General features: G+C 69.8%; 15 protein-coding genes and 1 pseudogene. 10 read left to right on the plus strand and 6 right to left on the minus strand.

The window, feature by feature from the left end:
• Positions 1-616: copper homeostasis membrane protein CopD (copD, locus tag AC2W7C_RS06345; RefSeq protein WP_486000685.1), on the plus strand; the 616-nt coding region annotated here is incomplete at its 5' end.
• A gap of 6 nt (positions 617-622) precedes the next feature.
• On the opposite strand, the gene AC2W7C_RS06350 is transcribed toward copD, so the two are convergent.
• The 3 genes from AC2W7C_RS06350 to AC2W7C_RS06360 form a co-directional block, all read right to left on the minus strand.
• Positions 623-1,111 (minus strand): YybH family protein, encoded by a 489-nt coding sequence (locus AC2W7C_RS06350; protein ID WP_486000686.1) that lies wholly within the window; start codon positions 1,109-1,111, stop codon positions 623-625.
• 44 nt (positions 1,112-1,155) lie between these two features.
• On the minus strand, positions 1,156-1,617 hold the full coding sequence (locus AC2W7C_RS06355) for a DUF411 domain-containing protein (RefSeq protein WP_486000687.1): 462 nt from the start codon (positions 1,615-1,617) through the stop codon (positions 1,156-1,158).
• Positions 1,618-1,693: 76 nt separating this feature from the next.
• Positions 1,694-2,776 carry an acyltransferase family protein gene (locus tag AC2W7C_RS06360; protein ID WP_486000688.1) on the minus strand — a complete coding sequence of 361 codons (1,083 nt, stop codon included), beginning with the start codon at positions 2,774-2,776 and terminating at the stop codon, positions 1,694-1,696.
• Between the two features lie 124 nt (positions 2,777-2,900).
• On the opposite strand from AC2W7C_RS06360, the gene AC2W7C_RS06365 reads away from it, so the two are divergent.
• The 4 genes from AC2W7C_RS06365 (at position 2,901) to AC2W7C_RS06380 (ending at position 6,083) form a co-directional block, all read left to right on the plus strand.
• On the plus strand, positions 2,901-3,170 hold the full coding sequence (locus AC2W7C_RS06365) for a hypothetical protein (protein ID WP_486000689.1): 270 nt from the start codon (positions 2,901-2,903) through the stop codon (positions 3,168-3,170).
• Positions 3,167-3,607, plus strand: coding sequence for a Spy/CpxP family protein refolding chaperone (locus AC2W7C_RS06370; protein ID WP_486000690.1), 441 nt, complete (start codon positions 3,167-3,169; stop codon positions 3,605-3,607). The genes AC2W7C_RS06365 and AC2W7C_RS06370 overlap by 4 nt, the downstream gene beginning before the upstream one ends.
• A 9-nt stretch (positions 3,608-3,616) precedes the next feature.
• Positions 3,617-4,186, plus strand: coding sequence for an RNA polymerase sigma factor (locus tag AC2W7C_RS06375; protein WP_486000691.1), 570 nt, complete (start codon positions 3,617-3,619; stop codon positions 4,184-4,186).
• A gap of 118 nt (positions 4,187-4,304) precedes the next feature.
• Positions 4,305-6,083: a copper resistance system multicopper oxidase gene (locus tag AC2W7C_RS06380; protein ID WP_486000692.1), complete on the plus strand. Its 1,779-nt coding sequence runs from the start codon at positions 4,305-4,307 to the stop codon at positions 6,081-6,083.
• A gap of 26 nt (positions 6,084-6,109) precedes the next feature.
• On the opposite strand, the gene AC2W7C_RS06385 is transcribed toward AC2W7C_RS06380, so the two are convergent.
• A complete protein-coding gene (locus AC2W7C_RS06385) occupies positions 6,110-6,304 on the minus strand; it encodes a hypothetical protein (RefSeq protein WP_486000693.1) in 195 nt (64 codons plus the stop codon).
• Positions 6,305-6,316: 12 nt separating this feature from the next.
• Between AC2W7C_RS06385 and AC2W7C_RS06390 the strand changes: the two genes are divergently transcribed.
• Positions 6,317-7,165, plus strand: coding sequence for a copper resistance protein B (locus AC2W7C_RS06390; RefSeq protein WP_486000694.1), 849 nt, complete (start codon positions 6,317-6,319; stop codon positions 7,163-7,165).
• Positions 7,166-7,182: 17 nt separating this feature from the next.
• On the plus strand, positions 7,183-7,566 hold the full coding sequence (locus tag AC2W7C_RS06395) for a copper resistance protein CopC (protein ID WP_486000695.1): 384 nt from the start codon (positions 7,183-7,185) through the stop codon (positions 7,564-7,566).
• Positions 7,567-7,788: 222 nt separating this feature from the next.
• Here AC2W7C_RS06395 and AC2W7C_RS06400 read toward each other — a convergent pair whose 3' ends face one another.
• Both AC2W7C_RS06400 and AC2W7C_RS06405 read right to left on the minus strand, forming a co-directional pair.
• Positions 7,789-10,404 carry a hypothetical protein gene (locus tag AC2W7C_RS06400; protein WP_486000696.1) on the minus strand — a complete coding sequence of 872 codons (2,616 nt, stop codon included), beginning with the start codon at positions 10,402-10,404 and terminating at the stop codon, positions 7,789-7,791.
• Positions 10,353-10,751, minus strand: a complete 399-nt coding sequence (locus AC2W7C_RS06405; RefSeq protein ID WP_486000697.1) for a hypothetical protein — start codon at positions 10,749-10,751, stop codon at positions 10,353-10,355. The genes AC2W7C_RS06400 and AC2W7C_RS06405 overlap by 52 nt, the downstream gene beginning before the upstream one ends.
• A gap of 304 nt (positions 10,752-11,055) precedes the next feature.
• Between AC2W7C_RS06405 and AC2W7C_RS06410 the strand changes: the two genes are divergently transcribed.
• The 3 genes and pseudogenes from AC2W7C_RS06410 to AC2W7C_RS06420 all read left to right on the plus strand — a co-directional run.
• A complete protein-coding gene (locus tag AC2W7C_RS06410; RefSeq protein ID WP_486000698.1) occupies positions 11,056-11,628 on the plus strand; it encodes a response regulator in 573 nt (190 codons plus the stop codon).
• Entirely contained in the window at positions 11,619-11,864 is a 246-nt protein-coding gene (locus tag AC2W7C_RS06415; protein WP_486000699.1) for a winged helix-turn-helix domain-containing protein, read from the plus strand. Before AC2W7C_RS06410 ends, AC2W7C_RS06415 begins: the two co-directional genes overlap by 10 nt.
• A 50-nt stretch (positions 11,865-11,914) precedes the next feature.
• A pseudogene (locus AC2W7C_RS06420) lies at positions 11,915-12,201 on the plus strand (sensor histidine kinase); the annotation flags it as partial.

A 12,201-nucleotide genomic window follows, 5' to 3' on the forward strand; every position in this document is an offset into this window, starting at 1 on the left:
TCGCTGGGCGCCGTCGCCCCGTCTGCGGTCGGGTCGGCCGCTTTGGCTGCTGGTTCTGGCCGCGGGTCTTTTTTTCGTGGCGACCGCCAGCTTCGCCTGGACCGGCCACGGGGCCGCGACCGAAGGCCCGGGAGGTCCTCTCCATCTCGCCGCCGACGTCATCCACGCGGTCGCCGCGGCGCTCTGGCTGGGCGCCCTGGCCGCCCTGACGGTCCTGCTGCTGCGCCGCGCCGCGCCGGAAAATCCGGCGGTCCATCGCGCGCTCCAGGGATTCGCCGGAGCGGGGACCCTGGCGGTCGCCCTGCTGACGCTGACCGGCCTGGTGAACGGCTGGTTCCTGGTGGGGCCGGCGCGCGTGCCGGAGTTGGGGGCCAGCCCTTATGGGCAGCTGCTGATCGCCAAGCTGGCGTTGTTCGGCCTCATGCTCGCCTTCGCCGGCGTCAACCGGTTCCGGCTGACGCCGGCTCTCGGCCGGGCGCTGACGGACGGCGAAGATCCGGCCGGAGCGCTGAGGCGGCTCCGGCGCAGCGTCGTCGCCGAGATGCTGGCCGGAGCCGCCCTGCTGGCCCTGGTCGCGCTCATGGGCGTCTTGCCGCCTCCCGCGTCCCTGGGCTGAACGGGGTTAGCGCGGCGCGCGGGACGACCAGTGGATATGCCGGATGCGCCAGCCGTCCGCCCCGCGCTGCAGCACCATGGTCTCGGTGGTCAGGCGATCCACCGCGCGGCCGTTGAACTGGCCCGTGGTGCGGCCCTCGCTCATGATCCAGGCCACGTCGCCGGCGGCCTGTCCGGACCGCAGCGTGGTCGTCGCCTCCACCGCGGCGGCGAAGGCGGCGTCGGAGCTCAGGTGATGCGAGGCGTATTCGTCTCGGGACCGTTCGGCGCCGCCTTCCTCGAAGACGATGGCGTCCGGCGACAGCAGGGCCAATGCGGCGGCCGTGTCGCCCGTCTCGAGCGACGCGTGGAATGCGTCGACGGCGGCGGCGGCTTGCGCGGCTTCGGGCGCGACGGCGGCCGAGCCTCCGGCGTTTGCCGGATCATGGGCGAGGGCGGGCGCGGCGGCGCAAAGGACGGCGATCGAGGCGGCGAGGGCGAGGCGGGTGCGGGTCATGGGAATCTCACGAAGTTCGGAGTGAAGAACGCGTCGGCAAGGCTTCAGGCGGCCTGATTGTGGCGGGCGAACACCCGAGTTGCGCCGCCGCGCAGCACCAGAAGGGTCGTGTAAGGGTCCCTCCGGCCCTGGGGCGTTTCCATGCCCGGCGACCCCAACGGCATGCCCGGCACGGCCAGGCCGACCGCCGCGGGCCTTTGGTCCAGCAGGCGGATCACGTCGCTCGCCGGAACGTGGCCCTCGACCAGATATCCGTCCACGACGCCGGTGTGGCAGGACGCCAAGGCGTCGGGCAGGCCATGGCGGCTGCGGATGGGCTGGAGATCAGACTGGACCGTGACGGCGACGACGAACCCCGCCTGGCGCATGTGCGCGATCCATCCGTCGCAGCAGCCGCACGTCGGGGTCTTGTAGACCCTTAGCGTCCTTGGCGGCCGGGCCTGCGCCGATTGGACGACCGATGCGGCCAGACCTACGGCGCCGCCCAGCAGAAGGCGTCGGTTCATTGCGGATTTCAAAGCGGTTCTCCTTGATCGCTGCGTATGGAACGTCTGGCTTCGACGGGACTCGGCGGCGCCGGCGTCAGCCGTTGGCGCACGATCCGTCGCCCCGGCCGTTCGACGAACAGATGGATGGCGGCGGCCGCGCCAGGCTCAGCGCAAGCATGGCGGTCAGCTCCAACGGGCCCATCGAATAGTCGCCGGGCCACCCGAAGAGCGCCTGGGCCGCGTTGCGCCACACCATCAGAACAGGAATGTGGACGAGGTAGAGGGCGTAGGAGGCTTCGCCCGCGAACAGGATCGCGGGATGCGACAGGATGCTGCGCACGCCCGCCTTGGCCAGCAGGGCCAAGCTCAGGACGAAGGGACCGGCGGCGGCCACGATGAGCCGGTCGTCGGCGCCGGCCTGCATCAAGGCGAGCAGCAGGGTGGTGGTCGCGAGGACCGCGGGGACGGCGATGCGCGCCGAAGGAGGCCAACGCAGGCCGAGATAGTACAGGCCGACGCCGTACAGGAACTCGGGGACGATGCGCAGGATGCCCATGCTGTCTTCGGCGCGCGGCAGGACCCGGCCGAATTCCGCCTGGTAGGCCGCATCCAGGCCGACGAAGAGCGCTCCGGCGATCGCGATCAGAAGCCAGGGCCGCCTTCGCAGCCAGAGCGCCACGGCGGAATAGGCGGGGAAGGCCAGATAGGCGAACCATTCGGCCGACAGCGACCAAGCCGGCCCGTTCCACAACGCCATGGTGTCGCGCGGAAACAGGCCTGGATCAGGAACAGGGTCTGCAGGAAGTCCGAGGTCGTGAAGCGCCCGCTCGAGCCGACCCCCCAGCAAGGGCGCGCGCGACCGAGCATCGATCAGCATCGTCAGCAGAATGAAGAGGTGCGCCGGATAGATCCGGGCGACTCTCGCGATCAGGAAGCGACGGTAGTCAGGAGCGATGTCGCCCTGCAGATAAACGTGGGTGAGGATGAACCCGGACAGAATGAAGAAGACGTCCACGCCCAGCCGGGCCCGATTCAACAGCCCGGCGTCCCAGGTGAACGACCACTGCAGCTGGTAGTGGAACAGCACGACGCCGAGGGCGAGAAAGAACCGCACCCCGGTCAGCGGCTCAAGCGCGTCGGGAAACGGATATCGCCTTCCGTCAGGTTCTTCGGTCACGTCGTCCCCCACGGCCGAGCCCTTCCGGCCGTTCTCTGCTATCTACGCAGGTGGCGGGCGGGTCCCTCGCGAGGGGAGGCGGGCGCGGCCGCGTATGACGCAGAGGGGCGTGAGGCGGTGTGTGATGACTGACGACATTCAGAAGTGGATCGCGACGGCGACGTCGGCGGACGACCCCCGCCTGGACGCGATGGAGGAGGCGGTCTGGGCGCGCGTCGGCGAACGCCGCCGGATCGGCCGGCTTCGCATCGCGGTCGTGGCGGCGGCCCTGATGATCGGCGGGCTGAACGGGGGGCTGACCATGCTCGCGCTGAAGCCGGCGCCGTCGGAGATGCGCGTCTTCACGGTCTCGGCGGGCCTGTCGCCGCTCGCCAGCCTGGACGCCCGCGGATGAGGGCTGGCTGGCGATCGATGGCGGTGACCGCCTTGCTGGCCGCCCTGGCCAGCGGAGCGGCGACCTGGGCGACCGCGTCCTGGGTCATGCGGGAGCGCGAGACGCCGAGCCTGCACAGCATCGTCCATCACGAACTCGATCTGACCGCGGACCAGGAACGCCGGTTGAACGCCATGGAGGCCCGGTTCGCCGGGCGCCGGCAGGCGCTGGAGGCCGAGGTGCGCGGGGCCAACCGGGAGCTGGCCGCCGCCATCGCCGCCAGCGACGGCGACACACCCCAGGTCCAGGCGGCCGTGGACCACTTCCACGAAGCCATGGGGGACCTGCAGAAGGCGACCATCGCCCATGTCTTCGAGATGCGGTCGGTCATGACGCCCGCTCAGGCCGAGGTCTTCGACCGCCGGATCGTGGACGCCCTGCGCCAGGACGCGGGCTAAGCGCGGAGCGTGACGGAAGCCGCCACCACGCAAGCCCGCGCCGCGCGGGGGGATCGCGCCGCGTTCACCGCCCTGATGGCGGGGACCAAGGCGGACCTCTACCGGTTCGTGCGCCGCTACGTGGGCGATGAGGACGAGGCTCACGACGTGCTTCAGGAGGCCTATGCCTCGGCCTGGCTGGCGATCCGTCGCTATGATCCCGCCCGGCCGTTCGATGTCTGGCTGCGCTCCATCGCCGTGAACAAATGCCGGGACTGGGGCCGCAAGCGTGCGGTCCGACGGGTCGTGCGCGGGGTGATGGGCCTGGACGCGCCCGAGGCCGAGGCGGTCGGCGACGGCGCATCGGCGCCGGACGCCGGGATCGACGATCGGCGCAGGATGGCCGTCGTTCAGCGCGCCGTGGCCGACCTTCCCGATACGCTGAAGGCGCCCCTGCTGCTGGCGATCCTGGAAGGGCGGTCCCACGCCGAGATCGCGGCGATTCTGGGCGTCACGTCCAAGGCGGTCGAGACACGGATCGCCCGCGCCCGGCGGAAGCTGACGGCGGCGCTGAAGGCTCACGGACTCGGGGACGGCTGACCCGGCCGAGACGCCGCCTGTGGCGTCCTGCCGCAAGGGGACGGCCGCCCCGGCGCGTATCTGAACGAGAACGGCCGCGCGACGCGGCGCCTGACAGCATGGAAAGGCCCAGTCCGGAATGTCGATGACGCGCCTCAATCGCCGCGCCCTACTTCGCGGAGCCGCGGCGGGCGGCGGTTTGTTGGGCCTGCAGGGCCTCCTGCCGGCCTGGGCCCAGACGGGATCGGTGGGCCTGAGGGCCGATCCGCCGACCCTGGCCGGGCCGAACATCGACCTAACGGTGGGTCATTCGCCGTTCACGGTCGGCGGCCGGACGGGGCATGCGGTGACAATCAACGGCGTTCTGCCGGCGCCGCTGCTTCGGCTCCGGGAAGGCCAGAATGTCCGCTTGTCGGTGACCAACGGCCTGGACGAGGACACCTCGATCCACTGGCACGGCCTGCTGGTGCCCTTCCAGATGGACGGCGTGCCCGGCATCAGCTTCCCCGGCATCCGGCCCCGCGAGACCTTCGTCTACGAGTTCCAGCTGAAGCAGTCCGGCACCTTCTGGTACCACAGCCACTCCAACCTCCAGGAGGCCATGGGCCACTACGGGCCCATCGTCATCGATCCCGCGGACGCCGATCCGGTCGCCTACGACCGCGAGCACGTATTGGTCCTGTCGGACTGGAGCTTCATGCATCCGCACGAGATCCTGGACAAACTCAAGAAGAGCCCCGGCTACTTCAACCAGCAACGCACCACCCTGTCCGGCCTGATCTCGGGCGAGGACCGGATGAGCCTGGCGGAGCGGCGCATGTGGGGCCGGATGCGCATGGACCCGCGCGACATCCTGGACGTCAACGGCTCGACCTACACCTATCTGATCAACGGCCACGGGCCGGCCGAGAACTGGACGGGGCTGTTCCGGCCGGGCGAGCGGGTCCGCCTGCGCGTCATCAACGCCTCGGCCATGTCGATCTTCAACGTCCGCATCCCCGGCCTGCCCATGACGGTGGTGCAGGCCGACGGCGAGAACGTGCGGCCGGTCGAGACCGACGAGTTCCAGATTTCGGTCGCCGAGACCTATGACGTGATCGTGTGGCCGACCGAGGACCGCGCCTACACCATCGTCTCCGAAGCCATCGACCGGTCCGGCATGGGCCGCGCCACCCTGGCCCCGCGCCTGGGCATGACCGCCGAGGTCCCGCCGCTGCGCGAGGTTCCGAACCTGACCATGAGCGACATGGGCATGGGGGGAATGGATCACGGAAGCATGGACCACGGCGGCATGGCCGGCATGGATCACGGCGCCGGGGCGCAGGACCCGGACGCCGGCATGTCGATGTCCGGCATGAACATGCGCGATCCCGAGAATGCGCCGGCGGACATGGCCGTGGGCGTCGGTGTGGACATGGTCTCCATGGCGCCCGCGAACCGGCTGGGCGAGCGGCCGACGGGCCTGAAGGACGTCGATCACCGCGTCCTGGTCTATACCGACCTGGTCTCGCTGGCGCCCAACAAGGACCAGCGCCCGCCGTCGCGGACCATGGAAATCCACCTGACCGGCAATATGGAGCGGTTCATGTGGGGCTTCGACGGCCGCAAGTTCAGCGAGCTGGTCGAGCCGATCCGGTTCGAGCGGGACGAGCGCGTGCGGGTGACCCTGGTCAACGACACCATGATGGCCCACCCCATCCACCTGCACGGCCATTTCTTCGAGCTGGTGACGGGCGGCCCCGCCGGGCATCAGCCGCTGAAGCACACGGTCAACGTCGCGCCGGGCTCGAAAGTGACGTTCGACCTGACCGCCGACGCCCCGGGCGACTGGGCGTTCCATTGTCACCTGCTGATGCACATGCACGCCGGGATGTTCAACGTCGTGACGGTGCGTCCCATGGACGGAGGGGCCCGATGAGCCGCCTCGCCCTCGCGGTGGCGCCGCTACTCCTGGCCGCCGGCGCTGCCCAGGCGCAGGACCCGCACGCGGGTCACGTCATGCCGCCCGCTCCGGCCCGGCCGCCCGCCGCCGATCCCCATGCGGGGCATGTCATGGCGCCGCCGGCGCAACCCGACCCGCACGCCGGACACGATATGTCCGCCGCATCTCCCGCGCAGCCGGATCCCCACGCAGGTCATGACATGTCGAGCATGACGCCCGCGCAGGATCCGCACGCCGGCCATGACATGTCGGCGATGCGGATGGGCCCGCCCGACCTCCCCGACCAGCGCCGACGACGCGGCCGTCAGCCCGAAGCGCCGCCGCCCGGCGCGCCCCTGGACGGCCCGGTCCACGCCGCCGACCTGGTCTTCGGCGCCGAGGCGATGAGGGCGTCGCGCCGGACCCTGATCCGGGAGAACGGCGACGTCCGCACCGCGGCAGCGGTCGTCGACCGGTTCGAGGCCGGCTTCGGCGACGGCGACGAGACCTACCTCTGGGACGTCCAGGGCTGGACCGGCGGCGACATCAATCGCTTCTGGTGGAAGGCCGAAGGCGAGGGGGCGTTCGGAGACGCGCCCGAGGAGGCGGAGGTTCAGGCCCTGTACAGCCGCGCGGTGAGCCCCTTCTGGGACATCCAGACCGGCGTCCGCCAGGACTTCCGCGTGGACGGCGAGGATACGACCCACCTGGTCCTGGGCCTTCAGGGTCTGGCGCCCTACTGGTGGGAGGTCGACGCCGCCGCCTTCCTGTCGACCGAGGGGGATCTGACCGCCCGGGTGGAGGCGGAGTACGACCAGCGGATCACCCAGCGCTGGATCCTGCAGCCGCGGATCGAGGTCGAGGCCTCGGCCAGCGATGTCCCGGAGCTGGAGATCGGATCCGGCCTGTCCTCGATCGAAGTCGGGCTGAGGCTGCGCTACGAGTTCAAAAAGGAGCTCGCCCCCTACGTCGGCGTCGAATGGAGCCACGCGCTCGGCGACACCACCGACTACGCGAAGGCCCGGGGCGGCGAGGTCGAGCACACCCGTTTCGTCGTCGGCCTTCGGGCCTGGTTCTAGTTCAAGGAGACGCTCTGATGATCCGCACCCTCTTTCTCGCCGCCGCCCTGGCGAGCCTCTCGACCGCCTCGGCGGCCCAGGATTCGCACGCGGGCCATGGCATGCAGCAGCCGGCCGCAAGCCCCTCCGGCGTCGTCACTACGCCGGCCGACGGTGCGATGACCCACGGCTCGCCGGAGCGGTTCACGATCACCTTTCCCCATCCGATGATCCTGAAGACGGTGACCCTGACCGCCGAAGGGCGGGAGCCGATCGTGGTGACCGCCCCCGCCGCTCCGGCCGCCGCCACGGTCGGGGTCGCCCTGCCGCGCCTCTCGCCCGGAACCTATGCGGCCGCCTGGGTCGCGGAAGGTCCGGACGGTCACAGGATGTCGGGGTCCGCCCGGTTCATGGTGCACTAGACGGCGAGCCGGGGATCGATCCCGCCCTCGTCGAAAAACGGCCCAAATGGCCGGGCCTAGAGACCGGGCGGCTCGGCGGCTCGCTCCCCGGTTGCCCCCGGATCGTCGGGCCGCACCTTCCCGCGCACGACCCGCGCGGAACAGTCGCCCGGACGGACGCCTTGGCGGCGATCCGTCCGGGGGACAGCCTCAGTTTTCGCCGGGACTCGGGCCGGGCGCCGGTCATCGACGCTGGTAGATGGCCCGCAGCGTGCCTGAACCCAGGTCCACCGTTCCCGCGGTGGCGTTGGTCAGCACCACGGTGATCTGATTGGACGCCGAGACGTAGCCCTGGAAGAGCACGCCCGACGGATCGGCCGAGAAGCTGGTCGCCAGAACATGGTCGCCCAGTTCGCAGATCGCCGGCAGGGTGGTCGAGGCCGATCCGCCCGCGGGCAGCGAGGGCGGATCGTAGGGCGCCGCAGCCTCGAACGATCCGGACAGGGCGTAGGACCCGCCATCCTGCGACACGGGCAGGGCCCCCGACTTGAACCAGAGGCGACGTTTGGCCGGCTCCTGCCAGAACCAGTCGCTGGATCCCATCTGAGAGCCCGCGATCCTGGACGGGGCCAGGTAGTTGGCGTCGGCCGAGGTCAGGAATTTCGCCGCCTGGCCCGGAAGGTTGTCCGTCTTCACCCGGCCGACCCATCGCATCGAGGGATCCGAGGTCCGGACCGCATAGCCGGTCAGCGGGTCGATCGAATAGGCGCTTCCGGCGTCTGCGGCGTTGGCCAGGGCCAGGGCCGGGGCTCCGTCGCTGTCGTACAGGAAGACGTTGTAGATCGCGTCCTTGGCCAGGTCGTTGGGACCGGTCGGCGCTAGATTGTCCGTCGAGTTGCGGCGAACCAGGCCCGACGGGCCCAACTGCAGCTCGACCCACTCGCCGGTCGTCGAGGCCGCCTCGGGCCATTGGCCGTTCACCCGGGCGCCGTTCGGCCCGCGTATCCGTATCGGCGTCTTGTTGCCGGAGCCATTCACCGTGCTGGGTCCGAAGCTGATGAACTCGCCGGGGTTCGACGTCACGTGGCGCAGCAGGCCGTCCTCCTCGATCTGGTCGAACCGCCAGCCTTCGAACCGGCGTTGGCCGACGTAGTCGAAGTCCTGCCACATCGTACGGCGGACCCGACAGCTGTCGGCGGCGACATTGGCGCCGGTCAGCTTCCATTGCAGCGACCGGTTGCGCGCCGAGCGCACGGCCGTGCCGTCCCACGACACGCCGCGGATCAGGTGACGCCAGGCGTTGAACTCCACCCCCACCCAGGTCGGATATTCTTCGGCGCCGTGGAATTGGTTGGCGATGGCGGTGAAGCTGTCGATCCCGGTGCAGAAGACGTGGCGGCGATAGCTGTTCTCCCAGGTCACCTGCTCGCACAGGGCGCCGGTCGCCAGACCGGCGTCGCCCGGAATGAACTGCGCCACGTTCTGGTTCAGCGTGAACCCGCAGGAGAGCAGGTGCAGCAGCTGGCCCTTCCACAGCAGACCGCCCGAGCGGGGTTCCAGATAGCTCACCTCGGCCTGTTTGGTGGGGCCGTCGGCGTAGGCCGCCTGGACGGTCGCGCCGCCGCCGGCCACGCTGGACCCGGCGTTGGCCAGGGCCTGGATCCGGTAGGTGTCGGCGTCGATCACCTGGGTGATCGCGTACGAGCCGTTGAGGGTCAGCCCGCCCACGGCCGCGGCGCCGCTGAAGCTGGCCACGCCGCCGGCCACGCCGCTGTGCGCCGGGTGGGTGACCGTCACCACGGATTGGCCCGCCACGGTGGTGAACGGATTGTTCGGCAGGGCGCCGGTGGCCATGCCGCTGGAGAACGCGCCGAACGCCGAGGAGTCGATCGGGGCCGCCAGGGCGTAGGCGGCCTGTACGGCCGCGCCGCCGCCCGTGGCCGCGCTGGCCGCGGAGACGTTGGCGTAGATCGTATAGCTGTTGGCGTCGATGACGCTGATGATCTCGTACGGCCCGCTGATCGCCACGCCGCCGACCGGCGAGGCGCCCGAGATACGGACGTAGTCGCCCACGGCGGCGCCGTGGGCGGCGGCCGCGACGGTCACCGTCCGGCTGTTCGCCGTCGTGGTGAACGGGTTGGCGGCCAGGGCGACGGGCGCGCCGACCGGACTGCTGGGCAGGACGTTCGAGTAGAGCTTGAAGGTCGTGGCCGTCGGATTGGGACCGACCTTGTAGATCACCTCGTTGATCTGGGTCATGCCCTGGACCCCATGGAACATGACCCGGTCGCCCTCCTTGAACGGATGGGCGGTCCGCTGCGGGAAGACGCGCGGCAGCTGGGCCAGAAGGAGGGTGACCTCGGCCGATACGGCGTTGCTCACATTGCTGACGGTGAAATACTCATTGGTCCCGCAGCTCTGGATGAAGACGTTGTGGAATTTCGAGAAGCTACCCTCGTTGCGGGCGTAGCCGCCGGCGGCTTCGACGCCCCAGCGCGTGCAGCCGTCGATCCAAAGATTGCTCAGGGCGACGCTGTTCCAGCCGTCATCGACGTAGTCGCCGTTCTTCAGGACGATGCCGCTGCCCTGCTGCTTCTCGATGGTGACCTGGTCGAACTGCACTTGGTAAGCGTTGACCAGCTCGAAGGCCCCGCTGTTCACGCCCGAGGTTTGTCGGGTCACGGTCAGATTGGCCACCTTGACCCCGATCTGCGCGGTGAAGGGCGTGTGGACCGAGGAGTTCAGGTAGAACAGGCTCTCGTTGGAGCACTGGTTGTCGATGATGGTGTCGGCCATGCCGGCCCCGATCAGATGCAGGCCGGGGCCGAACGCCGAGTTGGGGTTGGCGGTCGACAACACTTCGATCTTCTGGCGGACCACATAGACGCCGCCCGGCATGTAGACCTGCCGCCGGCGGCGAAAGCGATGGCGTTCCTGAGCGCCTGGGTGTCGTCGGCCGCGCCGTCGGCCACGGCGCCGAACATCTGCGGCGTCGGCACGGTCTCGGACAGTTCGAACCAGCGGCCGTTCGCGTCCTGGGTGCGCCAAGGGGCCGCCGAGCCCGAGGCGACGGCGGCGTAGAGGGCTTCGCCGCGTCCCGCGACGGCGTAACCGCTGGTGCGGACGAGATCGACGCCCGCGGGGATGTCGAAATCGGCGAAGTCGATGAAGAGTCCGACGCCGAATGCGTGGGATGCGACAGTCATGATTGTTCTCCGGATAGGTTCTCCGCCCCGGCTCGACCGCTGGCGGAAATAAATCCTAACAACATGATGCGTCAGATTCGGACGTATATCAGGAAAACATTCTTATCTCGCCCGGGAACCCTGCCAGTTGCAGATTCTGTCGCAAGTAATCTAGGATTGTAAAAGAAAAGCAACCTTAGATTACTTCGTCTGAGTATCGCGGGCGTCTGCACGCCTTCTGCACCGACTCTCCGCGAAAGCTCCTTCTGCAATCCCGCCGCGCTGACGCCGGCCGGGCGACAAGGGGGCTTGCAGGAGAGGCCCCATGCTTCACATCGACCCATCCCCGCGCGACCCCTTCGCCGCCCAGGCCGCTTCGTCCGGTCCTTTCGCCCCGTTGACCCTCCGCCCCCGCAGGCTGAACATGGCCGCCATGCAGCGCACCGTCCTGGTGGTCGACGACGACTCCCACATCCGCGACCTCCTGGTCTTCGCCCTCGGCAAGGCCGGGCTGGCGACCCGCGAGGCCGCGGATGGCGAGGCGGCGCTCGCCGACCTGGCGGCCCATCCCTCGGACCTGGTGATCCTGGACATCAACATGCCCAGGATGGACGGCATCGAGACCTGCCGCCGCATCCGCAGCCAGGGTGACCTTCCGGTCCTGTTCCTGTCTCGCGCGACGACGAGATCGATCGCGTCCTGGGCATCGAGCTCGGGGCCGACGACTATGTCGTCAAGCCGTTCAGTCCGCGCGAAGTCGTGGCGCGCGTGGCGGCCATCCTGCGCCGCACCGTCCGCACCCCCGCTCCTTTGCCGTCCGACGCCGTATCCCACGGCCGGCTGGCCCTGGACTCCGAAGGCTGGCGCGCCGCGTGGGGCGGCCGCGAAGTGCCGCTGACGGTGACCGAGTTCGCCATCGTCCGCATCCTGGCGGCTCAGCCGCGCATGGTGTTCACCCGCGACGCCATCATCGATCGGGTGCACGGCCCCGGCTTCGCCATGACCGATCGCACCATCGACAGCCACATCCGGAACCTGAGGGCCAAGTTCGCGGCCGTCGGCGGCGGCGACGTGGTCGAGACCCGCCCGGGCCTGGGCTACCAGCTGGGCCCCTGCGTCGGCGCGAGCGGTTGAGCTACGACAGGCCCAGCGGTCTCAGGCGGTTTGTGCGGCGCCATTGGCCCGTGCTGAGATTGCGCACCATCCTGATCGCCGTGCTGGTCTTCGCCGGCCTGCTGCCCGGCTTCAGCGCCATCTTCCTGCGCGTCTACGAGAACACCCTGGTCCGTCAGACGGAGGCCGAACTGGTCGCCCAGACCGCGGCGCTTTCGGCGACCGCCGAGGCGTTCTGGCCAGGTGCCGTCGCCGAGGTTCCCTCACCCGCGGTGCGCGACGAACCCGGCTACTACCAGCGCGAGCCGGCCACCATCGACCTGGGCTCGACGCCGGTGCTGCCCGAGCGGCCGGCCGC

The sequence above is a fragment of the Brevundimonas sp. CURTG3B2_SDJG genome, from assembly GCF_057364705.1.